The organism is Actinocatenispora rupis (assembly GCF_016861975.1).
GTDB lineage: Bacteria > Actinomycetota > Actinomycetes > Mycobacteriales > Micromonosporaceae > Actinocatenispora > Actinocatenispora rupis.
On the sequence record NZ_BOMB01000010.1, the window covers coordinates 74,191 to 97,695 of the forward strand.

Genomic DNA, 23,505 nt, shown 5'->3' on the forward strand with positions numbered 1-23,505 from the left:
GTCAGCGGGACATCCGGAGGACGGAGGGAACGGTGGCGGGGGAGGCGGCGCGCAGCAGCCCGTAGCCGATGCCGGCCAGGCCGACCAGCAGCCCGGGACCGGTGCCACCGCGCGGCATCCCGCCGAGCCAGCCGTACTCGTCGAGCCCGTCGAGGATGCCGGCCAGGTACCGGTCGGCGGCACTGTCCGATGTGGACAGCAGCAGGTCCAGGTTGCCCAGATCGCCGTGGCAGAGCGAGAAGTCGTGGCCGAAGCCGGCCCGGAGTACGGTGGCGCGGGCGGCGGTCAGCTCGTCGGACGCGCCCGGCACGCCGAGGCGGGACAGGCCGACGCCGGTCGCGCCGTGACACCACGCCACCGGGTACGCCGTGGCCGAGTCGCGCGGCACCCGCACGTCCCACCAGGTCCCCGCGTCCTCGTCGAACAGCGTCCGCTCGTACGCGCGGGCGTCGGCGGCGGCCGCCGCGTACCGCTCGTCGCCGAGCAGGGTGGCCGCGCCGTCCAGCGCCCACGCGCAGCCCGCCGCGCCGTGCGCGAACCCGGCCGGCGGCCGGTCCGCGACCGACGCCAGGGTGTCGGGCAGCCAGCCGTGCCCGACCGGCCCCGGCCGCGCCGTGGCGCACAACCGGTCCGCGCAGCGGCGCACCGCGTCCCGTACCGCGCCGGCCGGATCCGTTGCGTACCAGGCGATCAGGCCGCCGATGCTGCCGGCGCAGCCGCCGAGTACGTCGAGGGTCGCATCGTCGCCGGCGGTGGCCGCGATCCGCCGGACCAGCCGCGCCGCGAGCCCCGAGTACTCCGGCGACGGGCGCCGCGCGTGCAGCAGGGCCAGCGCGTACAGCACGCCTCCGGCGGAACCGTAGCCGCCGGTCAGCGTCTCCGCGCGGCGGTCCACCTGGCGGCGCAGCGTACGGGCCGCGCCGTCGGCGGCCGCGCCGTACCCGCCGGTCGCGTCGTCCAGGTACGCCAGGAACAGCGCCGGTCCGGCGGTCCCGCCGTACAGTTCGGGGCCGAGCGGTGCGAGCACCCAGCCGTCCGCGGTCAGGTTGGGCCCGACCCACGCCAGCTCGCCGTCCGCCCGGTACGCCAGCCGTACCAGCTCGTCGCCGACGCGCGCCGCCGCCGCCACCGCGCGCTCGCGTACCGCGTCGGGGGTGGTGGGGGTGAACGGGTATCCGGTCGGCGCGGTCTCCGTCGGTGCCACCGCGGTGATCGCCGCCGCGCAGAGGTCGCGCTGCCGGGCCAGATCGGCTTCGTCGAGCCGATCCAGCCGGTCGAGCACCGCGTCGAGCGCGGACCGCGGCACCGCGCGCGGGATCGTCGCGCCGGTCGTGGACACCGCGTCGACACCGTCCGCGCGTACGGTGAACAACGGGATGTCGTTGCGCCACAGGTCGTCCCGCTCGTACGGCAGGAAGTCGGCGACGCCGGGCTGCCGGTCGGCGAGCACCCACAGCCGGTCCAGGTGCCGGTCCCGGTCGAGCGCGTCGCGCAGCAGGTCCGGGTGCAGCCCGGCGCGCAGCAGCGACCCGTACTCCAGCGTGTCGCGGCGCAGCAGCCGGATCTCGTCGCCGGCGAACGCGCCGAGCAGCTTCCGCACGGATCCCTTGTCCCCGGCCAGGATCCGGTACGCCTCGGCGAAGCCACTGTCCACATCGGACAGATGATCGACCGGGTGTACGGTCGCGCCCGGCCGCGCGTCCGCCATGCCCGCCAGCGGCGTCCGCCGGTACGCCACGCGCGCCGTGTCGGTGCCCGCGCCCGCCACCGCCGGTGCCGGGCGACCCGGGTCCGCACCCGGCGCGTACCCGAGGGCGGAGACGTCGGTGCCGCCGTCGCCGCCGGACGTCCACGACCGTTGCGGCAGCAGCCCGGACCGCAGGACCGAGTGCAGGGTGCCGTCGCGGGCCGCGACCTCCGCCGGGCCCAGATCCTTGTCCCGGTCGGGAAACTGCGGCTGCAGCGCCGTCTCCAGGTCCACGAGTACCGGCTGGTTGCCGGCGGCCACCAGGTTCTGCGCGTGGCAGTCCACCGCGTCCAGCAGGTACAGCACGGCGAGCAGGCTGCCCGCCCGGTGGTAGAACGCGGCCGGGTCGTCGCTCGGGTGCGCCGCCACGTGCTCGACCCAGCCGTACCCGTCGCGGGCCAGCGTCACCGGCATCCGCAGCGGCCGGGCCAGCTGCCCGTTGAGCCAATCGACCAGCGCCGCGACGTGCCCGTCCACCGCCACCGACCGCGGCTTGTACACGACCCGCAGCCCGGACGCGAAATCCACCAGCGCGACCGCGCGGCCGTCCCGGTGCCGGTCGCCCAGCCCGGTCCGGATCGCCGCCACCGGCCCCGGATCCGCCCCGCCGCCGAACGTCTCCGCCAGCGCCGCCCGGTCCGCGGCGAGCCGGGTCAGCAGCTCGGCGCCCGCGCGTACCCACTGGTCCGCCGCCGTCGTCAGCAACCGCGCCAGCACCGGGTACTCGGCCAGCAACGGCACCGCCACCGCCGGATCGCCAAGCCCCGCAACGAATTCCGCGTACCGCCCGCGCGGCGTGTCGGCGGTCAGCCGCTCCGTCACCCGCGCCACGTTCAGCTCCAGCAGCATCGTGCGCGTCGCCATCTCGTGCGCCGTCACCGCCAGCGCCGGTACGAGCAGCGCCACGTCCGCGGCACGCCCTGGCACCGCCGCCCGGAGCCGGTCCCGCGCGTCGGTCAGCAGCGGCGACACCAGCGCCGCGAACTCGTACCCGGGTGGGGGAGTGACGGGATCGGCCGCCGCGGGCCGCTCGAACGCCGCGACCAGCCGGTCCACCCAGCCGCCGCGCACCGGCTCGTCCGGTGGCGCGGCGAGCCACGCCGCCACCGCCGCCTCGTCCGTACCGTCGGCGGCCAGCCGGCGCGCGAACGCGTCGCCGGAGTCGAACGGCGGCTGCGCCCGCCACCGCGCCAGGATCCGCGCCGCCCGCGCCCGGGACCGCTCCGTACCGGCGTCGGGGTCCGGCGGCGTTCCCCGCTCCGCCAACGGAACCGCCCGCGCCGCCGCCCGCCGTAGCTGATCCACCCGACCTCCTCGACGTCCGTACGCGACGCGGCCCCGGCGCCCACCGGACGCCGGGGCCGCGCTCAGCCCATCACCACGCGCTGCACAGGTGGTAACAGCTGGAGTACGACTCGCAGGTGTTGAGCGTGCGCCCGCCCGCCGCGGTCAGGTAGATCTCCGCGTCCGGCGTGCCCGCCGGGTGGTCCGGCATCTCGTCGGCCGTCAGCGACAGCCGGTAGTCCTCGTCTTTCCACGCACGTACGAGATCTGCACCGGTCATTCGGACCTCCTCGTCGGAACGGCTGGAAACAGCGCAATGCTAGAGAGATCCCAACGTACGGGAAAGGTTGCTATGAGATACCCCATTTCCCGGCCGGTAACCTGAACCGATCCGCCCCTCACCCAGCGTCGCCACGCCGGCCTCCACCGGCCGGCGCGCCGCGGCGAGTCGTACCGGGATCGGGTTGTGGGTCGGATCCGTTGTGTCGCAACGGATCCGGGAGTGTCACTCGACGGTCAGGCCGAGCTCGGCGGCGAGCTGCGGTGCGATCGTGACCGTCTGGCTGGCGGTGACGCGGGCGCCGCGCAGGGTGGCGAGGCCGCGCGCGCCGGTGAGCTGGGACGTGCGCAGGTCGCACCCGCGCGCCGTGGCCGCCTGGAACTCGACCCCGGCGAGATCGCAGTCCAGGAACAGCACGCGGGACAGGTCGCCGGAGATGCGCGCCTGGTCGACCGTGCACCGCTCGAACACGACGAGACCCTTGGTGCGCTCGATGTGCAGGTGCGCGTAGTCGAGCCGGGTGTCGCCGACGTAGAGGTCGGCGGCGAGGGCGATCCAGACACCCCAGCCGGTCGCCCGGCACGACACCAGCTCGGTACGCCGGGCCACCAGGTTCGACCACTGCGCGTTGGAGACGTCGACGCCGGTGAACGACACGTCGGTGAGCGTGAGCGGGGTGTACCGCGTCTCGGCCAGGTCGACGCGGGACAACACGGTACGGTCGAGGTCGCCGTCACCCTCCGCGCCGGTGAACGAGACCCCCTCGTACCGCGCGCCGGAGACGTCCAGCTCGCCGGACAGCTCGCCGCCCTCGGTCAGGTCCTCGTCGATCGTGGGGCGCCGCAGCGACCGCCGCTCGTCGTACTTCCGGAACTCCATCCGGCGACCGTACCGGCCGGGTCCGACACTCCTCGCGACCGGCGCACCGCCAAGCGGACCACAGCACGGACCTGCCGGTGCGGCAAGGGAACCCGACCGTACGGCGGGGCCGGGGTGGCCCCGCCGCGAGTGGTCACCAGGCCCAGGCTTCGGGGCCGGGACCGCCGTTGCCGGGCGCGGGGAACAGCTCGTCGAGCCGGGTCAGCGTCGCCTCGTCGAGCGTGAGCGTCGCGGCCGGTACGGCGGAGTCGAGCTGGTCGAGCGTGCGCGGGCCGATGATCGGCGCGGTCACGGCGGGACGGGACAGCAGCCAGGCGAGCGCCACGGTCGACGGATCCTGGCCGAGTTCGGCGGCGAGCTTCTCGTACGCCTCGATGGTGTCGCGGTGCTCGGCGAGCCCGTCGCGGGAACGCCCTTCCGCGGAGCGGGCGCCGGTGCCGTCCCGCTCCTTGCGCAGCGCGCCGGACAGCAGCCCGCCGTGCAGCGGCGACCACGGGATGAGCCCGATCCCGTACTCCTGCGCGGCCGGTGCGACCTCCAGCTCGACCCAGCGGGTGAGCAGGTTGTAGATGCACTGCTCGCTGACGAGGCCGAGGAAGTTGCGGCGGCGGGCGGCCTCGTTCGCGGCGACGAGGTGCCAGCCGGCGAAGTTGGACGACCCGACGTAGCGCACCTTTCCTTGCGCGACAAGGATCTCCATCGCCTGCCAGATCTCGTCGAACGGCGTGTTCCGGTCGACGTGGTGCATCTGGTAGAGGTCGATCCAGTCGGTCTTGAGGCGGCGCAGGGACGACTCGCAGGCGGCGATGATGTGCCGGGCGGACAGGCCGCGCTCGTTCGGCCAGTCACCCATCTCGCCGTACACCTTGGTGGCGAGGACGGTGCGCTCGCGCCGGCCGTCGCCCTGGGCGAACCAGCGGCCGAGGATCTGCTCGGTGACACCCTCGCCGCGCTGCCACCCGTACACGTCGGCGGTGTCGAAGAAGTTGATGCCGTGCTCGTGTGCCCGGTCCATGATCTGGTGGCTGTCCGCCTCGCTGGTCCGGGGCCCGAAGTTCATGGTGCCCAGGCACAGCCGGGAGACCGACAGCCCGGTCCGGCCGAGATTCGTGTACTCCATACGCCCCACTCTGCCACCCGCCCCCGCGGTACGCAGCGGGCTAGCGGCCGAGCAGCCCGCGGCGTTCGGCGAGTACCCCGGCCTGGAACCGGGTACGCGCGTGCAGCGTGTCGGTCAGCTCGACGATGCGCCGCCGTACGGTCCGGGTACTCGTGCCGAGCTGCCGGGCGACCGCGTCGTCCTTGAGCCCGGCGGCGAGCGCGGTGAGCAGCGCGTCGTGTTCGCCGGATGGGCCGCCCTCGGCCCGGAACACCGGCACCGCCTGCTGCCACAGCAGGTCGAACAGCGCCCGCAGCGCGTCCAGCAGCGCGCACGGGTGTACGACGAGCGCGCCGTCGACGGCTTCGCCGGAGGCGAGCGGCAGCAGCGCGAGCCGGGCGTCGGCGACGGCGAGCTTCATCGGTACGTGCGGGTGCAGCCGGGACTGCTCGCCGAGCCGGGCCGCGTCGCGGGCCTCGGCGAGGGCGCCGGGCCGGTCCAGCGACTCCGGCGCGTACACGCCGCGGACGGTGACGCCGCGCCGGAGCTTGCCGCGTACCACGGGTTCGGCGTTGTCGTGGGCCACCGCGTACGGCGGGCGGTCGAAGACGTCGAGGGTGCGTTCGGTGGCGGTGAGCATCTGGGCGAACCGGGTGGCGACGGCCTCGCGCCCGTGCACCACCTCGACGAGCCGGTCCGGGCGCCGCTCGTCCTCGGTGACCTGCTCGGCGAGCAGCGCGCGGGCGGACTCGCGGGCGCGCGAGTTCCTCCTGGCGGCGGGCGACGAGCACGTCGACGGCGACGTCCGGCCGGGACGCCACCAGCCGCACCGCCCGGCCGTCCCGGTCCGCCTCGGTACGTAGGGCCGGCAGCCGGGTGACGAGCCCGAGCTGTTCGAGCCGCTGTACGGCGCGGCGCACCGAACCGGTGTCGCGCCGCAGCCCGCCCGCCAGGTCCGCCGCGGTACTCCGGGGTGCGCGCAGCAACGCGCGGTAGACCGCCTCGTCCGACGGGGTGACGCCGACCGCCTCCAACATCCGCGCCTCCTGGCCGGTTGGTGCCATGTCCGCTTCTGGACAAGGCTACTGGTCCGTTCCGGCCGCAAACAGCGGTAGGACCGTGGATGGCCCCTCCCGTCTGGTATCCCCGGAGGAACGATGCGCGGCTCCCGCGTCCCCCGACCCCGTGCGGCACGGCGGCGCGCCCTCGCGGCGCTGACCGCGGCGGTGCTCGCGCTCGGCGCGCCCGTCGCCGCCGTCGCCGCACCGCACACCGCGACGCCACCCGCCGCCCCGCGGGTACGGCCGCCGGTGTCGGTCACCCTGATCACCGGCGACCAGGTACGCGTCGGCGCGCCGGTCGCCGGTCACCCCGCCGTCACCGTCGTACCGGCGGACCGGGGTGGGCGGCCGGTGACGTTCCAGACCCGGTACTCCGGCGACGACGTCTACGTGCTGCCGTCCGACGTGGCGAGCCTCGTCCCCGGCGTCCTCGACGCGGAACTCTTCGACGTCACCGCCCTGGTACGCCAGGGATACGACGACGCGCACCGCGACTCGCTGCCGCTGATCGTCCGGTACGCGCCGGGCACGCGGTCGCTCGCCGCGCCGGCGGGCCTGCGTACCGGGCGGGCGTTGGGAAGCATCGACGCGGTGTCGGCGAGCCTGGCCAAGTCGGCGACCGCGGGCTTCGCGGACCGGTTGGCGCGCCTCGGTGGGCGCCGCACCGTCAGCCCGCGTACGGCCGGCGCCGCGCTGGGCGGCATCGCGAAGGTGTGGCTGGACCGTACGGTGCGGGCGGACACGTTGGATGCCAACCTGACCCGGATCAGCGCGCCGGCCGCGTGGGACGCCGGTCTCGACGGCGCCGGCGTGCGGGTGGCGGTGCTGGACAGCGGCGTCGACGCCGGGCATCCGGACCTGGCGGGCCGGGTCGGCGACAGCGCGAGCTTCACCGGCTCGGCCACCGCCGACGACGACAACGGTCACGGTACGCACGTCGCGTCGCTGCTCGCCGGCAGCGGCGCCGCGGCCGACGGCGCGCGCCGGGGCGTGGCGTACCGCGCGGATCTGGTGGTGGGCAAGGTACTCGCGGCCAACGGCACCGGTCAGCTGTCCTGGGTGATCGCCGGAATGCAGTGGGCGGTGGCGGAGCACGCGAGCGTCGTCAGCATGAGCCTCGGCGCGCCGCCCGCCGCGGACGACCCGGTCGCGGCGGCCGTGGACGAACTGTCCGCGTCGTCGGACACCCTGTTCGTGGTGGCGGCCGGGAACAGCGGGCCGGGCAACGGATCGATCGAGAGTCCCGGCATCGCCGCGGCGGCGCTGACGGTCGGCGCGACCGACGGAAACGACGCGGTGCCGTTCTTCTCCTCGCGCGGGCCGACCCGCGGCGACCACCGCCTCAAGCCGGAGATCACCGCGCCGGGTGTGTCGATCACCGGGGCGCGCGCCGGCGGCGGTACGGGCAACCCGTACACGCAGCTGTCGGGGACCTCGCAGGCGACGCCGCAGGTGGCCGGTGCCGCCGCGCTGCTGCGGCAGGAGCATCCACAGTGGACAGCCGCGCGGGTGAAGGCGGCGCTGTCCACCACCGCCTCGGCGTACGCGAAGGGGACGGTGTGGGACCAGGGTGCCGGGCGGCTGGACCTGGCCCGTGCCAGCACGACCGCGCTGACCGCCGATGTGTCCACTGTGGACTTCGGGGCGGTGCGCTGGCCGCACGCCGGGCCCGTGACGAAAACGGTGACGCTCACGAACGACTCGGCCGCGGCCGTCACCGTCACCCCGTCCGCGACGTTCGCCCAGCGGTCCGGTACGGCCGCGCCGGCGGGTACGCTCGCCGTCGCACCGTCCACCGTGGACGTACCGGCGCACGGGTCGGCGGCGGTCACGGTGACGCTCGACCCGAACAGCGGTCCGGCCGCGGAGTACGGCGGAACCCTCGTGCTGGCAACGGATTCCGGTGACCTGCGGCTGCCCGTCGGCGGCTACGTCGAGCCGGAACGCTACGACGTGTCGGTCACCGTGACCGACCACCTGGGCCGACCCTACGCGTACGGCCGGGCCGACGTGGTGAACGCCGACAACGTCAACGGGGCGTCCGCGTTCAACGTACCGCTCGACGCGCACGGCCACGGTACGGCGCGCGTCGCGCCCGGCTGGTACAGCGTGCAGTCCCGGGTGGAGACCGACGAGGCGGACGGCACCGTGGAGTCGGTCGCGTTCACGGGCGACCCGGAGGTGCGGGTCGCCGGTGACACCGCGGTCGCGCTGGACGCCCGCGACGCCGTGCCGCTGGTACCGACGAGCGTGCCGCACGTGCCGACCCGCGTCGACCAGGCCCAGGTGTACGAGAGCCGGTACGACGCCGGCCAGGGCGGGTACATCGACTCGATCCTGCCGTCCGCCGACGACCTGGCGCAGCACCGGGTACTCGTGCAGCCGACCGCGCCCGTCACCCACGGCGTGTACGGCCTGACCACCCGGTTCCGGTTGCTGCCCACCGGAAAGCGCGCCCCCGCCGACGTGTACGACGTGGTGCAGCAGAGCCCGGTCGTGCCGAGGACCGGCGCGCTGCCGTTCGGCGAGCGGGACGTGCGCGACCTGGCCCGGCTGGACGTCACGTACCACGCGCTCGGCGCGCCGGCGACGACGGACGAGATGCGCGCCGACTACACGGATCTGGCGCCGATGGCGGTCGGCGCGTACCGGCCGGTGGCGTTGCCGTCGCGGCGCACCGAGCTGGTCACCGCCGCGCCGGGCGTCCGGTTCCAGCAGGAGGTCCGCACCCCGGGCGCCGCGTCCGCGCGACTGTACGACCCGGTCACCGTGTACGAGCCGGGGGAGCGGCGTGCCGTGCACTGGTTCCGTACGTTGGCGCCCACGGTGGTCGACGCCCCGCGGTACCCGACGAACCAGTGGCTGGTGACCGGGCTCGGCGACGGCGAACACGCCGGCAGCTGGGGCACCGGCAGCGTCTCCGCGGCCACCCTGGCGCTGAGCCGCGATGGCACCCCGGTCGGCGCCAACACCTGGACCTACGGGTACTTCCCGGTCGCGGCCGGCCCCGCGACGTTCACCGCGGACAGCACCGTGACCGTGGATCCGGCCCGGTTGAGCGGATTCGCGTCGGCGCGGACGCGCTGGACGTTCTGGTCCCGCCCCACCAACAACCCCGGGTACGAGGCCGCGCCGCAGCCCGCGGTCCCGGTCCTCGACTACCAACCGGCGCTCGACTCCACCGGCCACGCCGTACCGGGGCGGCCGACGGTGCTCGGGCTGCGCGCCACGCACGTCTCGCAGGCGACCCTCCCGGCCGGCACCTTCCGCACCGTCACCCTCGCGTACTCCAGCGACGCCGGCGCGACGTGGCACCGCGTGCACCTCGCCGGCACCGCCGGCCGGTACGCCGGGGTGGTGCCCGCGTTGCCCTCCGGTACGGCGGTGTCGCTGAAGGCCGCGGCGACCGACAGCGCGGGCAACGCGATCGAGCAGACGGTGATCGGCATCTGGCGGGTGCGCTGACCGCATCGCGGTTACCGTGACGGTGGGGTGGCGGGCAGCGCGCCGCGCACCCCACCGGTGGCCGGTCCGGGCGCCGGACCGGGCCGCGCAGGGTCCGAGGTCGGGGGGCTGCCATGGCGAGGATCGCGGTGTTCGGGGCGAACGGGACGATCGGTTCGCGGATCGTCCGGGAGGCGGTCGGCCGTGGCCACCAGGTCACCGCCGTCGTACGGGACGCGCACAAGGTCACCGATCCGGACGTCACGGTCGCCGTCGCCGACGCGCTCGACCCGGCCGCCGTCGCCCGGATCACCGGCCAGGACGTGATCGTCTCGGCGATCGGCGGCGGCGACGGCCCCCACCACCAGGCGGTCATCGCGCCGTCCGCCCGGTCGCTGGTGGAGGGGATCCGCCGGCAGGGGCCGGACGGGCCGCGGCTGATCATGGTCGGCGGCGCCGGCTCGCTGCGTACGCCGAACGGCACGCAGGTGTGGGACGCGCCGGGCCTGCCGAAGACGATCCTGCTGATCATGCACGCGCACGGCGACGCCCTCGACTACCTGCGTACGGTCTCGGACGTGCGGTGGACGAACCTGTCGCCGGCCGCGCAGGTCGCGCCGGGCGAGCGCACCGGCCGGTACCGTACCGGGCTGGACGAGCTGGTGGTCGGCGCCGACGGGGACAGCCACATCTCCGCCGAGGACTACGCCGTCGCCGTACTCGACGAGATCGAACGTCCCGCGCACGTCGGCGAGCGCTTCAGCGTCGGCTACTGACGGCGGCCACGACGGGCGCGGTCCCCGGCGCGGGTGCCGCCACCGCGCGCAGCCGTACGGTGAGCCCGGCCATCGCGGCGGTGAGCCCGAGTGCCGACCACACCACCAGTTCCGCGCCCCGGGCGTAGCCGGTGGGGGTGGCGTGGTGGGCGGCGAGGACGGCGAAGAACGCGGTGCCGAGCACGGCGAGCCCGGCGGTACCGGCGAACTGTTGCGCGGTGGCGAGGACGCCGGCCGCGACCCCGGCCCGGTCCGGGCGTACGCCGGCGAGGGTGGCGCCGAGGAGTGCGGGCAGCAGCAACGTGTTGCCGAGGCCGAGGCCGGCCAGCGGCACCACCAACCAGCCGGCCCCGACCGCGCCGCCGCGCAGCTGCAACGCCAGCCCGAGCGCGCCGAACGCGACCGCGTTCACCGCACAACCCAGCAGTACCACGGGAACCGGGCCGTGGCGGGTGACGAGGCGGCGGCCGAGGGGCGGGACGAGTACGCCGACGACCGCCATCGGCGCGAACGCCAGCCCGGACTGCACCGCGCTCAGCCCGAGCCCGCGCTGGAGCAGCAGCGTCGTCACGAACACCACCCCGCTGAAGGTCGCCATGAACGCGGCGGCGACGGCGATCCCCAGCCGGTACCGCCGGTCGGTGAACAGCGCGAGGTCGAGCAGTGGTGCGGTGACCCGGCGTTCCCACCACACGGTGCCGACCGCGACCGGTACGGACGCCGCGAGCAGCGTCCAGACCCACCACGGCCAGCCGAGGTCACGCCCGAGTACGAGCGGGACGAGGGCGAGGCCGAGCGTCGCGGACAGGGCGAGCGCGCCGGCGAGGTCGAGCCGCACCCGGGTGGTGGGTTCGTGGCGGGGAAGTACGCGGGGCGCGACGGCGAGGACGATCGCCGCGGCCGGAACGTTGACGAGGAAGACGGCCCGCCAGCCGAGCCCGAACACGTCGGCGCTCAGCAACATCCCGCCGAGCACCTGGCCGCAGATCCCGCTGACCGCGGCGACCACGCCGTACCCGGCGAGCGCGCGCGGGCGTTCCGCGGCCGGGAACGCGGTGGTGATCATGGCGAGGACCTGGGGGACCATCGCGGCGGCGGTGAGCCCCTGGACGAGCCGCGTGGCGACGAGCTGGCCGGGTGTCTGCGCCAGCCCGCACAGCGCCGAGGCGACCGCGAACGCCGCCATCCCGGCGAGGAACATCCGCCGGTGCCCGTACAGGTCGCCGAGGCGGCCGCCGGTGACCAGGCCCGCGGCGTACGTGAAGGTGTAGCCGCCGACGACCAGTTGCAGCGCGGCGGGGCCGGCGTGCAGCTGGCCGGCGAGCGTGGGGAGCGCGACGTTCACGACATTCAGGTCGAAGCCGTAGAGGAACATCGCGGAGAGGATCGCGGGCAGCAGCATCGGCGCTCCGGAGTTCGATAACCATCGACTGTCGACGGCGATCGAACAGTACGATGGTTGTCGACATAAGCGCAAGGGCGAACTAGGATCCGGTCCGTGGATGCCGAGACGAGCGGCGCGCACCCGGCGCGCGCCGACCTGCGACTGCCGAAGGTCCTCGCCGCGCTGGCCGACCCGGCCCGCCTGAGCGCCGTGCGTACGCTCGGGCGGCTCGGCGAGTCACCGTGCACCGAGCTGCTGCACGCCGCCAACCTGGACATCGGCCGGTCGACGTTCTCCCACCACCAGAAGGTGTTGCGGGAAGCCGGCATCCTGCACGTCGAGATCCGCGGCGCCCAGCGTGTGCTCACCCTGCGCCGCACCGACCTCGACGCGTGCTTCCCCGGCCTGCTCGACTCCGTCCTCACCACCGCCGACCGGTACGTCGCCTGACCGCGCCGCCACGCTGTCCACAGTGGACGGTACGGTCAGGGTCGTACCGGGTGCGGCGCGTGGTCCGCCAGCACGTCACGCAGGATCTCGTCGAGCCCGCGGGTCGGCGCGAACCCGATCAGCTCGCGCGCCCGCCGGCAGTCCGGCACCCGCCGCGACAGCCCGTCCTCCGCCGCCGGTACGCGCACGATCGGGGCGAACGAACCGGTCAGCTCCAGTACCCGCTCGGCGAGCCGTCCGATCGTGGTCTGCTCACCCGAACCCAGATGGAACACCCCGCCGTACGCGATCGGCCGGTCGATCAGCGTCGCCAGCGCCGGTACGACATCGGCGACGTGGCAGAAGCAGCGCACCTGCCGGCCGTTGCCGTGCACGGTCAGGGGCGTGCCGGACAGCGCCTGCCCGACGAACCGCGGCACCACCCCGTCGCGCTGGCGCGGCCCCGCGGTGTCGAACAGCCGGACGACCACTGCGCGCAGGCCCGCCCGGGCGTACCCGGCGACGACGGCCTCGGCGACGGCGGCGGCGTCCGCGGACCACCACCGGGGCTCCGGACCGACGATCCGGTCGTCCGGCTCGCGCAGCCCGATCCGAGCGTTCCGGCCGTACACCGCGCCGGTGGAGACGTGCAGCAGGCGCGCGTCGTACCGGTGGGCGGCGGCGGCCACGTGCTCGGTCCCGTGCACGACCGTACGCAGGTCGGCCAGGGCGCGGTCCGGGTAGCGGCCCGGCGGCGCGGCCAGGTGGTGCACCGTGTCGCAGCCGGCGACGAGCCGGTCGACGAGGTCGGCGTCCAGCACCGAACCGTGCACCAGCCGCAGCCCCGGCCGGTCCGACACCGCGGCGAGGTTGGCCCACCGGCCGGTACTCAGGTCGTCGAGCACCCGCACCTCGTACCCGGCGTCCAGCAGTGCCTCCGTCAGGTGCGATCCGACGAACCCGGCACCGCCGGTGACCAGTGTGCGCATGGGAGGTTCCCGTCGTCGATGGTCCTGGTGTCCGACCGTAGGCCGGTCGCGGCGCCGGCGAGTCCGCCGGATCGCGTAGACCGGCTACGACGAACCACCGACCCGCCCCGCTACGACGTGGACCGCCTGTGCCGCAACCGATCCGCGGACCATCACACGGTACGCACGGCGCCGGCCCGGGACGTCCGCATCCGCGGTCCAGCGGGCAGGAGGGTCACGATGATCCGGCGCTGACAGGGGCGGCTGGTGGACGACGCGCTCGCCGAGACCGGCCGGCCGGAGGACGACCACCTGCTCGGCGGATCGAGACCACGTCATCACGCCGTACCGTGGAACCGCGCTGTACCAACGGATGCGGGGATCGGTACCGATGACTGGCACGCCCACGGCACCCGGCACGTCGGGTACCGGCCGGTGGACGCCGACCCGGCGTGTCGACGGCTCGCGCTCGTGTACCCGGAGTTCCACCGGTGGTCGGCGATCCGGCGCGGCGCATGAACGGCGCCGCGACCGGCTGCGCCACCTCGCGTACGCGGGCGGGTGGACGAAGCCGGAACCGTTGTGGGACATGCTGATCCGGGCCGGCCAGGTGACCCGGGTGGAGCCGCCGCTCGGCGGCTTCGGTACCCGCCGGTCGCCCCGAACCGTGGCACGGGGCAACCGTGGCGCGGGGCTGACCGTGGTGCGGGGCGACCGTGGTGCGGGGCGGACCGTCAGCCCTTGCCGCCGTTGCGGACGATGTCCAGGCCGTGGCCCGTCAGGTACGGCAGCGGGTCGAACGCGACGCCGTGCCTGCGCATCTCGAAGTGCAGGTGCGGCCCGGTCGAGTCGCCGGTGTTGCCGGAGAAACCGATCAGCTGCCCGGCGCGGACGTGGTCGCCGGTGTGCACCACGACGCGGGAGAGGTGGCCGTAGACGGTGGCGATGTCGTTGCCGTTCTCCAGGCCGACCGCGTTGCCGTACCCGTCGTACGCGCCGGCGATGCTGACCGAACCGGCGTGCGCGGCGTGGATCGGCGTGTTCATCGGTACGGCGAGGTCGACGCCGGCGTGCAGTACGCCCCACCGGGTACCGAACGTGGAGCTGACCCAGTAGTGCTTCGCGGCCACCGGGAGCTGCCACTCGGCCGGCGGCTTCGGCTTCGCGGCCGGTGCCTTCGCCGCGGGCGCCTTCCCGGCCGGAGCCGGCGCCTTCCCTGCAGGGGCCTTGCCGGCAGGGGCCTTGGCGTCCGGTGCCTTCGCGTCGGGCGACGGGGCGGTACGGGCCTGGCCCCGGTCGGCGCGGTCCGGCGCCACCCGGGCGCTGTCGTACCCGGCGGCCTGGGTGGGGTGGTCCGGTGCGGTGGTGAGCGTCGCGGTGGTCACGGCCACGCCGACCGCGACGGCGGCCAGTACGGCCATGCCGAGGCCGCGGCGGGCCGGGACGCGCCAGCTGCGGCGTACCCACTCCGCGCCGCGCAGGCCGCCGCGCCGCCACCACCACGGGTCACCGGCGCGGTCCGCCGCGGTCCGGGCGTACTCCCGCCACGGCTGCGCGCGCAGGGTCGGGACCAGGCCGCGCGCGGCCGACGGCAGCCCGCGCAGTACGGCAGGCAGTGAGCGCAGCGCGAGCATCAGCGTGCCGGGTACGGCGCGCAGGAGCAGCAGCCGCCGGGCGACGGTGTCGACGGCACGAAACAGGTACGACAGGGGATTCATGGGGGGTGTCCTCGGCGTCGGGGCTCGGGTGCGCAGGCGGGTCGGCCCGGGGAACGCCACCGTCCGTACGCGACCCGGCGGCAGCGGGGTCGTGGTCACCCTCGTGCGCGTCGTCGGGTCGGGCCGTACGCGGTCCGGCAGCCGCAGGCCACGGTAGACGCAAAGTCACCGGCCGGGTGCTCCGTACGCGGCAATCCGCACCGTTGCGCGGTACGCACGGATCGCTTTGCCCGCCTTGGTACCGCGGTGCCGGGCAGGGTCTCCGTCACACCGTGACCCCCGACTCACGCCATCGTGGTACGCGCGGCCCGCGGTGCCGGCCCCTCCCGCCGCCGGAGATTTCCGTCGGGAAAGGTAATGGCAGTGCAAACTGCCGTCACCGGGCCCTTGCGGACGGACCGAACATCGACTGTCATTCATGGCGCGGGTGATGGCACGTCACGTACGGGCCATCACCCGTCGAGATCCTCGCAAGGGCTGTCCCCCCAACGGTTCGAGGAGTGCGCATGCCCCAAGACCCCTCCCACGGCACCTCCCGACGCAGATTTCTCGGTACGGCCGCGGCGACCGCGGCCGGTGCGGCGGCCCTGTCGCTGCTGCCCGGGTCGATGCGCAAGGCGCTCGCCGCCCCCGCCGACCCGCTGCGGTCGCTGGAGCAGATCGAGCACGTCATCTTCCTGATGCAGGAGAACCGCTCGTTCGACCACTACTTCGGCAGTCTCAAGGGTGTCCGCGGGTTCGACGACCCGGCCGCGATCACCCTGTCCACCGGGCGATCCGTGTTCCACCAACCGGATCCCGAGAACCCGGACGGCTACCTGCTGCCGTTCCGGTACGACACGAAGAAGACCAGCGGCATCAAGGCGTACGGCACGAGCCACACCTGGCAGTCGCAGCACCTGTCGGTCAACGGTGGCCGGATGGACAACTGGGTGCCGACGCACCGCGCCGCGGACGGCCCGACCAACGGCTCCTTCACCATGGCGTACTACACGCGCGAGGACCTGCCGTTCCACTACGCGCTGGCCGACGCGTTCACGGTGTGCGACAACTACTTCTGTTCCGTACTCGGGCCCACGCATCCCAACCGGGTCATGGCGATCAGCGGTACCGTCGACCCGGCCGGCACGCTCGGCGGACCGGTCGTGGACAACCACAGCACCGGCTTCCGCTGGACCACGTACCCGGAACGGTTGCAGGCGGCCGGGATCAGCTGGCGCTACTGCACCGCGTACCCGCCGGACACAGATCTCGGCTGGTTCCAACGGTTCCAGGACGCCAAGCCCGGCGATCCCTTGTACGACAACGCCATGGTCCCGTACTCGCCGTCCATGGTCGCGGACATGATCCGCAAGGGTGACCTGCCGTCGGTGACCTGGCTGGACGCGCAGTACCTGCCGTCGGTGTACGGGTTGCCGGAGGCCGCCGAGGGCCCGGGGAACTTCCCGGCCGCGGGCGCCGAGTACCTGTGGACGGTGCTGGACGCGCTGGGTTCGCGGCCCGACGTGTGGGCGAAGACCGTCTTCGTCGTCGTGTACGACGAGAACGACGGGCTGTTCGACCACGTGCCGCCGCCGCGCCCGCCCGAGGGTACGGAAGGGGAGTGGGTCACCGCGTCGCCGCTGCCCGCCGGCGCGGCCGGGATCGCCGGCCCGGTCGGACCCGGGATGCGGGTGCCCGCGCTGGTCATCTCGCCGTGGAGCCGCGGCGGCTGGGTGTGCAGCGAGACCTTCGACCACACCTCGCAGCTGCGGTTGCTGGAGCGGCGCTTCGGCGTACGGGAGACGAACATCAGCCCGTGGCGCCGCCGTACCGTCGGGGACCTGACCTCGGCGCTGCGGCTCGGGCCCGCCGACCCGACGTTCCCGCGGCTGACCGACCCGGCGCCGCTGCTCGCGGTGGAGCAGCAGGAGGCGGCGACGCTGCCGGCGCCGACCGTACCGACGAGGCAGACGGTGCCGCACCAGGAGCCGGGCCACCGCCCGCACACGCACTGACCTGCCACGCGTGCGCCGGGGCCCGCGCGGTCCCGGCGCACCCGGACCCGAGGGGATGCCACCCACGCCGGAAATGTCGTATGGTGATCGGTTCTGACCTCATCGGGAAGGCGGCACGGATGCGGCTGTACCGGAAGACGACAGTGGCGGTGATCGGCGCGCTCGCCGCGGGCCTGCTCGCCGGTGTGCCGGCGCCGGCCTGGGCCGCCGGCAACGACAACAACGTCGAGTGGGACGGCCTGTTCCACGACCAGGGCCCCCTGTACGACAGCGCCGTCGCGCCGGGCTGCACGACACCCGTGACGCTGACGTTCCGTACCTTCCACACCGACGTCACGAGCGTCAACATCAAGTACTACGACAGCGCGGACTCGGCGTTCCACTGGGTGCCGATGTCGTTCGGCAGCAACGACGCGACCGGGAAGTTCGACCTGTGGACCGGGACCGTGCCGGCGAGCTGCTCCGCCAAGTACTACCGGTTCCAGGTCAACGACGGGTCGGCGACCGCGTGGTACAACGCGGCGGGGCCGTCCACCGGGGAACCGTCCACACAGGACTTCTACGTGCTGCCCGGCTTCAGCACGCCGGACTGGGCGAAGAACTCGGTGCTGTACCAGATCTTCCCGGACCGGTTCGCCGACGGTGACACCGGCAACGACGTGACCACCGGCGAGTACACGTACGACGGGTATCCGACGGAGCACAAGAGCTGGGGGGCGAGCCCGGCTGCGGATGCCGGCTACACCAACAGTTCCGTGTTCTTCGGCGGCGACCTGCAGGGCGTCGACGCGCACCTGTCGTACCTGACGGACACGCTCGGGGTGAACGCCATCTACCTGAACCCGGTGTTCACCTCGCCGACCAACCACAAGTACGACACGCAGGACTACGACCACGTGGACCCGCACCTCGGTGGTGACGCGGCGTTCGACACGCTGGTGTCGGACCTGCACGCCAAGGGCGGGCACATGATCCTCGACGGCGTGTTCAACCACACCGGCGAGTGGTCGCCGTGGTTCGACAAGGGCAACGTGTGGCCGAACTCGACCGGCGCGTACGAGTCGCAGTCGAGCCAGTACGCGGGCTACTACACCTTCCAGCAGTGGCCGGAGAAGTACTCCAGCTTCCTGAACCAGGTGCCGACGATGCCGAAGCTGAACTACGGCGCGTCCGGCTCGGCCACCCGCAACGCGATCTACGGATCGACGGGATCCGTTGCGCAGGAATGGATCCGGCAGCACCACATCGACGGCTGGCGGCTCGACGCCGCGCAGTACGTGGACGCGGACGGCAACGCCGGCGAGGACGCGACGAACCACGACGTGTGGAGCCAGTTCCGTACCGCGGTGAAGGACGCCGACCCGAACGCGCTGATCTTCGGCGAGTACTGGGGCGACGCGAACCCGTGGGTGACCGGCGGCCAGTGGGACGGCGCCACGAACTACGACGGCTTCACCAACCCGGTCTCGCAGTGGATCACCGGCAAGGACTACAACGGCAACGCCGCGTCGCTGTCGGCGTCCCAGTTCGACTCGTGGCTGCGCGGCACCCGGGCGAACTACCCGACCCAGGTGCAGCAGGTGATGAGCAACCACCTGTCCAACCACGACATCCCGCGGTTCGCCCAGCGCGCCGGCGGCGACATCTGGAAGACGTACCTCGCGGACTTCGTGCAGATGACGTACGTCGGGATGCCAACGATCTACTACGGCGACGAGTACGGGCTGGTCGGCGCCAACGATCCCGACGACCGGCGCTGCATGGACTGGTCGCAGGCGACCACCGGCAACGACGCCGTTGCCTTGCTGCGCAAGCTGATCGCGATCCGCAAGCAGTACCCCGCGCTCCGGACCGGCTCGTTCCAGTCGCTCGGCACCGACGACGCCACCAAGATGTTCGCGTACGGCCGGACCGACGCGAAGAACCGCATCGCCGTGGTACTCAACAACGACTCCACCAGCCACACGTACCAGGTGCCGGCGTACCAACTGTCCATGAAGGACGGCAGTACGGTGACGGACGCGGTCGGCGGGGCCAGCTACCAGGTGTCGAACGGGACGGTCAGCGTCACGGTGCCGGGCCACTACGGGGCCGTTCTGGTGCAGTGACCCGCGCGAGCGACTCCGGCAGCCAGTCCGGCTGCCGGATCGTCGGCGGCGCCGCGGTACCGGGGCGGCACGCGGTGCCGCGCACGCCGCCTCCGTGGTGCCCGACAACCCGCTCGACGGGGACCTGTCGGCGCGGCCGAACGGGGCGGGCACGGTAGGGTCGGCGCCATGTCGATCTCGCCGTACCTTGCCGGTCTGCGCAAGCACGTCGGTCACGAGCTGCTGATGGTGCCCAGCGTCAGCGGTGTCGTCGAGGACGGCGACGGCCGGGTACTGCTGGAGCGCCGCGCCGACAACGGGCTGTGGAACCTGCCGTCCGGCGCGCTGGACCCGGGCGAGCAGCCGGCCACCGCGCTCGTCCGCGAGGTGTACGAGGAGACCGGCCTGCACGTGCGCGTCACCCGGCTGGCCGGTGTCGCGTCGCACTTCACCCGCTACCCCAACGGCGACCGGTGCCAGTACGTGAACGTCTGGTTCCACTGCCGGCCGGAGCGCGGCACCGCCCGGGTCAACGACGAGGAATCCGTTGCGGTGCAATGGTTCGCGGTCGGCGAGCTGCCCGACCTGCACCCGTACGTGCGGCGCCGGATCGACACCGCGCTCGCCGACGGGCCCGCCGCCTGGTTCGTCCAGCCGGGCGAGGACTTCCCGGAGCTGTCCGTGTCCGACGTCTCCTGACCGCACCGGCGCCGCCCCCGGCAGCGCCCACGGCCGTGCAACGCGGTCGGCAGGACGCGGAACCTCGCCCGGACGCCGCGGCACCGTCGCGTGGGGACGCCCGGCGCGGGCCGCTACCGTGGAGGTACGAGGGGGTCTGCCGCATGGACTGGTCGCAGTACGAGTCGGTCATCGACAAGCAGATCCGGGAGGCCGCCGAACGCGGCGAGTTCGACGACCTGCCCGGTACCGGCAAACCGCTGCGCAACCTCGGCGCGGCCGACGACGAGCTGTGGTGGCTCCGCGGGTACATGCAGCGCGAGGGGCTGTCGTCGGACGCGCTGCTGCCGACCGCGCTCCAGCTGCGCCGGGCGGTCGAACGGCTCCGCGAGGAGGTCCGCGACCTGTACGCGGAGGAGACCGTACGGGAGGCGGTCGCCGCACTGAACAAGCGGATCGTCGAGCACCTGCGCGCGCCGTCCGGCCCGCACGTGCCGGTGGCGCCGGTGGACGCGGACGCGGTGGTCGCCACCTGGCGCGCGGACCGTACCGCCCGACGGGAGGCCGCGGCGGCGGACCGGGCGGCCGACCCCGCGCCGGAGCCGGCGGCGGGGCGGTCGTGGTGGCGGAGGACGTTCCGCCGCGGCCGTTGACACATTTCGGCGCTACCGCAATGATCTCGGACAATCGGCGCCGACAGCGCGGTCGGGGCGTGGCCCGTCGTGTCCGGGAGGTTCCATGCGATCGGATGGCCTGTCCCGCCGCCACCTGCTCGGCGCCGCCGGGCTCGTCGCGGCCGGTGTCGCCGGTGCCCCGGAGGTCGCCGCCGCGGCCCCGCGTACCGCCGGGGCGGACGTGACGCCCGCGCGCCCGGAGATCGAGTTCGCGCCGGACGTCGACGACCTGCTCGGCGGCGCCTACCGGGCGGCGCTGGGGAACCTGCTCGACACCAACACCGTCGCGTACGATCCGGCCGTCTACGACCGGACCGGGCTGCTGACCGACCCGCCCGGCACGTTCTTCCGCGCCGGCGGCGGGTACGAGCAGCCGTGGACCCGGGACGCCGCCACCAACTCCTGGAACGCCGGCAGCCTGCTGGCCCCCGCCGTCGCCCGCAACACGCTGTGGGCGGTGTGCGAGCGGCGCGCCGACGGTTCGTTGCTGGTACAGCGGGACAACCAGTGGTGGGACCAGATCGTGTGGGCGATCGCCGCCTGGCACCACCATCTCGTCACCGGCGACCGCGCGTTCCTCACCGACGCGTACGCCTGCGCCGCGGCGACCCTGGGGCTGCTGCGCGCCACCCGCCACGACCCCGCGTACGGGTTGTTCCGGGGGCCGGCGTACATGCAGGACGGGATCGCCGGCTACCCGAGCCCGCCGTACGACCCGGCGAACGACTCGTCGTTCGTCCTCGACCACCCGCACACGGACACGCTGATGTGCCTGTCCACCAACTGCGTGTACCACGGGGCGTACCTGGCGCTCGCGGCGATGGCCGACGCGGTCGGCGAGCACGCCGCCGCCGGGCGGTACCGTGCCGCGGCGGCGGACCTGCGCGCGGCGATCGACCGGCACCTGTGGCGCCCCGACGCCGGCACGTACGGCTACTTCGTGCACGGGGCGGGGGAGCGGGCCGGCACGCTGGAGACGTACCAGGAGGGTGCGGGGCTGGCGTTCGCGGTGCTGTTCGGGGTGGCGTCGCCCGGCCGCGCCCGCTCGGTGCTCGCCACCCTGCACCACGAGCCGTACGGCGCGGTCAACGTGTGGCCGCACTTCGCCCGGTTCGACGACGCGCATCCGGGGCGGCACAACGTGATCGTGTGGCCGATGGTGGTCGGCATGGTCGGGCACGCGGCGGCTGCCGCCGGGCGTACCGACCTGCTGGCGCGGGCGATCGGCGACGTGGCCCGGCTGTGGCGCGCCGACGGCCACTTCTGGGAGTTGTACAACGCGCGGACCGGTGCGGTGGACGGCGGGTGGCAGGTCGGCCGGCACTGGCCCGCCGAGCCGGACCAGACCTGGTCGGCCACCGGGTACCTCCGGATGGTGCACGACGGGCTCTTCGGGATCCGTTGCACCCCAACGGGTCTACGCTTCGCGCCGAGCCTGCCGGACGGCTGGGGTCCGGTCACGCTGCGCGGCCTGGCGTACCGGGGGATGACGCTGGACGTGACGCTCACCGGTGCCGGTCGCCGACTGGTGTCGTCCACTGTGGACGGTCGGCGGGCCGACCTGGTCCGCGCCGACCTCACCGGCCACCACACGGTACGCCTCGCGCTCGGCTGACACGCCACGGTGGATACGGTCGCGGGCCACGTTCCCGGGCTGACGCGCCACAGTGGACACCGGATGGCGGAGGCGTGGGCGGGTCGCTTGGGCGACCGGTGTTCGCCGAGCGGTGCCCGGGACCGGCGCCCGTCGAGCGCCGGACGGCGCCGCCCTGACCCGGGACGTCAGCGGAACGCGGGCAGCCCGGTCGGCGCCTGCCCGACCACGAGGGCGTACGGACGTCGGCTCCCACTCGTCGATCCGCGCGCCGTACCAGCGCCTCGTAGTGGCGGCGGTGGCCCCGGCGGTGGTGTGCCGGCCGGGATCGTCGCCGGCACACCGGATCCGGCTCAGCCGAGCATGTCCTCGGTGACCTGCCAGAGCCGCGCCGCCCCCTCCGGATCCCGCGCGTACGGCGCGTAGCCCCGGCGGGTGCCCGGCTCGTTCGGCCCCGCCTCGTTGCAGTCCTCGAAGTACCGGCCGCCGACGCCGGCGAGTAGCGGCGACGTGGCCACGAGTACGGAGGTGGCGGCGCCCTGCTCGGGGGTCTTCCACTGCGCGGCGCCACCGCCGGACGCGGCGCGCATCCGGTCGAGCTCCGCGTCCGAGACGTACCGCTGGAGGTTGGTGCGGATGCCGCCGGGCATCAGGGCGTTGACCGTGATGCCGTCGGCCGCCCAGCGCCGGGTCGCCTCCACCGCGAACAGCACGTTCGCCGTCTTCGACTGCCCGTACGCGAGCCACGGATCGTACGCCCGGCGCTCGAAGTGGATGTCGTCGAAGACGACGCCGGAGCGCAGGTGCGCGCTGGAACTGACGGACACGACACGGGCGTCGCCGGCCGCGGCGAGCGCGTCGTGCAGCCCGGTGGTGAGCGCGAAGTGGCCGAGGTGGTTGGTGGCGAACTGAAGTTCCCAGCCCTCGGCGGTGCGGGTCTCCGGGGAGGCCATCACGCCGGCGTTGTTGACCAGGATGGCCAGCGGGACGTGCCAGTCGGCGACGAACGCGGCGACCGACGCGCGGTCGGCCAGGTCGAGCGGGCGGACCGCGACCTCCCTCCCGGTACTCGCGCGCAGCTCGGCGGCGGTGGCGGCACCGGCGTCGAGGTTGCGGACGGCGATGGTGACGTCGGCGCCGGCGGACGCGAGCGCGCGGGCGGTCTCGATCCCGATGCCGGAGGCGCCGCCGGTGACGACGGCGCGGCGACCGGTCAGGTCGATGCCGGCGACGACCTCGGCGGCGGTGGACGCGGCACCGAACGGCGTGGTGATGGGTGTGGTCATGGCGGTTGTCCTGTCCCACGAGTCGGTAGGCTGAAACGGAGGTTCCTCCGCTACGTTGCCCAAGGCTAACCGGAGGATCCTCCGGTTACTACCGTGGCGGCGTGGTCTCCGCCACGTCGC

Annotated in this window: 19 protein-coding genes and 1 pseudogene; 10 read left to right on the plus strand and 10 right to left on the minus strand. The window is 74.0% G+C overall.

The genetic code is table 11. The features are described from left to right. Position 1: 1 nt before the first annotated feature. From Aru02nite_RS08565 to Aru02nite_RS36540, 5 genes are all read right to left on the minus strand, one after another. Positions 2-3,052: a type 2 lanthipeptide synthetase LanM family protein gene (locus Aru02nite_RS08565; RefSeq protein ID WP_203656418.1), complete on the minus strand. Its 3,051-nt coding sequence runs from the start codon at positions 3,050-3,052 to the stop codon at positions 2-4. A gap of 70 nt (positions 3,053-3,122) precedes the next feature. Next, positions 3,123-3,311 carry a mersacidin/lichenicidin family type 2 lantibiotic gene (locus Aru02nite_RS08570; protein ID WP_203656419.1) on the minus strand — a complete coding sequence of 63 codons (189 nt, stop codon included), beginning with the start codon at positions 3,309-3,311 and terminating at the stop codon, positions 3,123-3,125. Between the two features lie 225 nt (positions 3,312-3,536). Then, positions 3,537-4,190 (minus strand): pentapeptide repeat-containing protein, encoded by a 654-nt coding sequence (locus Aru02nite_RS08575; RefSeq protein ID WP_203656421.1) that lies wholly within the window; start codon positions 4,188-4,190, stop codon positions 3,537-3,539. Positions 4,191-4,323: 133 nt separating this feature from the next. Then, positions 4,324-5,310: an aldo/keto reductase gene (locus Aru02nite_RS08580; RefSeq protein WP_203656422.1), complete on the minus strand. Its 987-nt coding sequence runs from the start codon at positions 5,308-5,310 to the stop codon at positions 4,324-4,326. Positions 5,311-5,350: 40 nt separating this feature from the next. Next, the gene (locus Aru02nite_RS36540; RefSeq protein WP_239076531.1) at positions 5,351-5,929 is read right to left on the minus strand and encodes a hypothetical protein; all 579 of its coding nucleotides are present in this window, start codon (positions 5,927-5,929) and stop codon (positions 5,351-5,353) included. Between Aru02nite_RS36540 and Aru02nite_RS36545 the strand changes: the two genes are divergently transcribed. Next, on the plus strand, positions 5,916-6,152 hold the full coding sequence (locus Aru02nite_RS36545) for a hypothetical protein (RefSeq protein ID WP_239076533.1): 237 nt from the start codon (positions 5,916-5,918) through the stop codon (positions 6,150-6,152). The genes Aru02nite_RS36540 and Aru02nite_RS36545 overlap by 14 nt on opposite strands. A gap of 18 nt (positions 6,153-6,170) precedes the next feature. Here Aru02nite_RS36545 and Aru02nite_RS37555 read toward each other — a convergent pair. Next, positions 6,171-6,353: pseudogene (locus Aru02nite_RS37555) on the minus strand (helix-turn-helix domain-containing protein); the annotation flags it as partial. A gap of 93 nt (positions 6,354-6,446) precedes the next feature. Here Aru02nite_RS37555 and Aru02nite_RS08590 point away from each other — a divergent pair. Then, on the plus strand, positions 6,447-9,815 hold the full coding sequence (locus Aru02nite_RS08590) for a S8 family serine peptidase (RefSeq protein WP_203656424.1): 3,369 nt from the start codon (positions 6,447-6,449) through the stop codon (positions 9,813-9,815). A 113-nt stretch (positions 9,816-9,928) separates the two neighbouring features. Next, positions 9,929-10,570, plus strand: coding sequence for an NAD(P)-dependent oxidoreductase (locus tag Aru02nite_RS08595; RefSeq protein ID WP_203656432.1), 642 nt, complete (start codon positions 9,929-9,931; stop codon positions 10,568-10,570). Here Aru02nite_RS08595 and Aru02nite_RS08600 read toward each other — a convergent pair. Further along, on the minus strand, positions 10,554-11,972 hold the full coding sequence (locus Aru02nite_RS08600) for an MFS transporter (protein ID WP_203656434.1): 1,419 nt from the start codon (positions 11,970-11,972) through the stop codon (positions 10,554-10,556). The genes Aru02nite_RS08595 and Aru02nite_RS08600 overlap by 17 nt on opposite strands. Before the next feature lie 96 nt (positions 11,973-12,068). Here Aru02nite_RS08600 and Aru02nite_RS08605 point away from each other — a divergent pair, with 96 nt between their 5' ends. After that, a complete protein-coding gene (locus tag Aru02nite_RS08605) occupies positions 12,069-12,404 on the plus strand; it encodes an ArsR/SmtB family transcription factor (protein WP_203656436.1) in 336 nt (111 codons plus the stop codon). Positions 12,405-12,439: 35 nt separating this feature from the next. On the opposite strand, the gene Aru02nite_RS08610 is transcribed toward Aru02nite_RS08605, so the two are convergent. After that, the gene (locus tag Aru02nite_RS08610) at positions 12,440-13,372 is read right to left on the minus strand and encodes an NAD-dependent epimerase/dehydratase family protein (protein ID WP_203656437.1); all 933 of its coding nucleotides are present in this window, start codon (positions 13,370-13,372) and stop codon (positions 12,440-12,442) included. A 246-nt stretch (positions 13,373-13,618) separates the two neighbouring features. Here Aru02nite_RS08610 and Aru02nite_RS08615 point away from each other — a divergent pair, with 246 nt between their 5' ends. Then, positions 13,619-13,870, plus strand: a complete 252-nt coding sequence (locus Aru02nite_RS08615) for a hypothetical protein (RefSeq protein ID WP_203656438.1) — start codon at positions 13,619-13,621, stop codon at positions 13,868-13,870. 215 nt (positions 13,871-14,085) lie between these two features. Here Aru02nite_RS08615 and Aru02nite_RS36550 read toward each other — a convergent pair whose 3' ends face one another. Continuing rightward, complete coding sequence (locus Aru02nite_RS36550) at positions 14,086-15,069, minus strand: M23 family metallopeptidase (protein ID WP_239076534.1); 984 nt, start codon at positions 15,067-15,069, stop codon at positions 14,086-14,088. A gap of 506 nt (positions 15,070-15,575) precedes the next feature. Between Aru02nite_RS36550 and Aru02nite_RS08625 the strand changes: the two genes are divergently transcribed. The 5 genes from Aru02nite_RS08625 (at position 15,576) to Aru02nite_RS08645 (ending at position 22,120) form a co-directional block, all read left to right on the plus strand. After that, positions 15,576-17,066, plus strand: a complete 1,491-nt coding sequence (locus tag Aru02nite_RS08625; protein WP_203656439.1) for an alkaline phosphatase family protein — start codon at positions 15,576-15,578, stop codon at positions 17,064-17,066. 119 nt (positions 17,067-17,185) lie between these two features. Continuing rightward, a complete protein-coding gene (locus tag Aru02nite_RS08630) occupies positions 17,186-19,174 on the plus strand; it encodes a glycoside hydrolase family 13 protein (protein WP_203656440.1) in 1,989 nt (662 codons plus the stop codon). A 168-nt stretch (positions 19,175-19,342) separates the two neighbouring features. Further along, positions 19,343-19,852 carry an NUDIX hydrolase gene (locus Aru02nite_RS08635; RefSeq protein WP_203656441.1) on the plus strand — a complete coding sequence of 170 codons (510 nt, stop codon included), beginning with the start codon at positions 19,343-19,345 and terminating at the stop codon, positions 19,850-19,852. A gap of 143 nt (positions 19,853-19,995) precedes the next feature. After that, the gene (locus tag Aru02nite_RS08640; protein ID WP_203656442.1) at positions 19,996-20,484 is read left to right on the plus strand and encodes a DnaJ family domain-containing protein; all 489 of its coding nucleotides are present in this window, start codon (positions 19,996-19,998) and stop codon (positions 20,482-20,484) included. An 85-nt stretch (positions 20,485-20,569) separates the two neighbouring features. Beyond that, on the plus strand, positions 20,570-22,120 hold the full coding sequence (locus Aru02nite_RS08645) for an MGH1-like glycoside hydrolase domain-containing protein (protein WP_203656443.1): 1,551 nt from the start codon (positions 20,570-20,572) through the stop codon (positions 22,118-22,120). Between the two features lie 332 nt (positions 22,121-22,452). Here the strand turns inward: Aru02nite_RS08645 and Aru02nite_RS08650 are convergent, their stop codons facing one another. Next, complete coding sequence (locus Aru02nite_RS08650; RefSeq protein WP_203656445.1) at positions 22,453-23,385, minus strand: SDR family NAD(P)-dependent oxidoreductase; 933 nt, start codon at positions 23,383-23,385, stop codon at positions 22,453-22,455. Between the last annotated feature and the right edge of the window lie 120 nt (positions 23,386-23,505).

Bases quoted from the DNA above. Each gene is read 5' to 3' on its own strand.
- Aru02nite_RS08590 (WP_203656424.1), top strand. From the start codon at position 6,447: ATGCGCGGCTCCCGCGTCCCCCGACCCCGTGCGGCACGGCGGCGCGCC.
- Aru02nite_RS08650 (WP_203656445.1), bottom strand. From the start codon at position 23,385: ATGACCACACCCATCACCACGCCGTTCGGTGCCGCGTCCACCGCCGCC.
- Aru02nite_RS08635 (WP_203656441.1), top strand. From the start codon at position 19,343: ATGTCGATCTCGCCGTACCTTGCCGGTCTGCGCAAGCACGTCGGTCAC.
- Aru02nite_RS08570 (WP_203656419.1), bottom strand. From the start codon at position 3,311: ATGACCGGTGCAGATCTCGTACGTGCGTGGAAAGACGAGGACTACCGG.
- Aru02nite_RS08640 (WP_203656442.1), top strand. From the start codon at position 19,996: ATGGACTGGTCGCAGTACGAGTCGGTCATCGACAAGCAGATCCGGGAG.
- Aru02nite_RS08600 (WP_203656434.1), bottom strand. From the start codon at position 11,972: ATGCTGCTGCCCGCGATCCTCTCCGCGATGTTCCTCTACGGCTTCGAC.
- Aru02nite_RS08630 (WP_203656440.1), top strand. From the start codon at position 17,186: ATGCGGCTGTACCGGAAGACGACAGTGGCGGTGATCGGCGCGCTCGCC.
- Aru02nite_RS08595 (WP_203656432.1), top strand. From the start codon at position 9,929: ATGGCGAGGATCGCGGTGTTCGGGGCGAACGGGACGATCGGTTCGCGG.
- Aru02nite_RS08575 (WP_203656421.1), bottom strand. From the start codon at position 4,190: ATGGAGTTCCGGAAGTACGACGAGCGGCGGTCGCTGCGGCGCCCCACG.
- Aru02nite_RS36540 (WP_239076531.1), bottom strand. From the start codon at position 5,929: ATGCTCACCGCCACCGAACGCACCCTCGACGTCTTCGACCGCCCGCCG.
- Aru02nite_RS08625 (WP_203656439.1), top strand. From the start codon at position 15,576: ATGCCCCAAGACCCCTCCCACGGCACCTCCCGACGCAGATTTCTCGGT.
- Aru02nite_RS08580 (WP_203656422.1), bottom strand. From the start codon at position 5,310: ATGGAGTACACGAATCTCGGCCGGACCGGGCTGTCGGTCTCCCGGCTG.
- Aru02nite_RS36550 (WP_239076534.1), bottom strand. From the start codon at position 15,069: ATGAATCCCCTGTCGTACCTGTTTCGTGCCGTCGACACCGTCGCCCGG.
- Aru02nite_RS08610 (WP_203656437.1), bottom strand. From the start codon at position 13,372: ATGCGCACACTGGTCACCGGCGGTGCCGGGTTCGTCGGATCGCACCTG.
- Aru02nite_RS08645 (WP_203656443.1), top strand. From the start codon at position 20,570: ATGCGATCGGATGGCCTGTCCCGCCGCCACCTGCTCGGCGCCGCCGGG.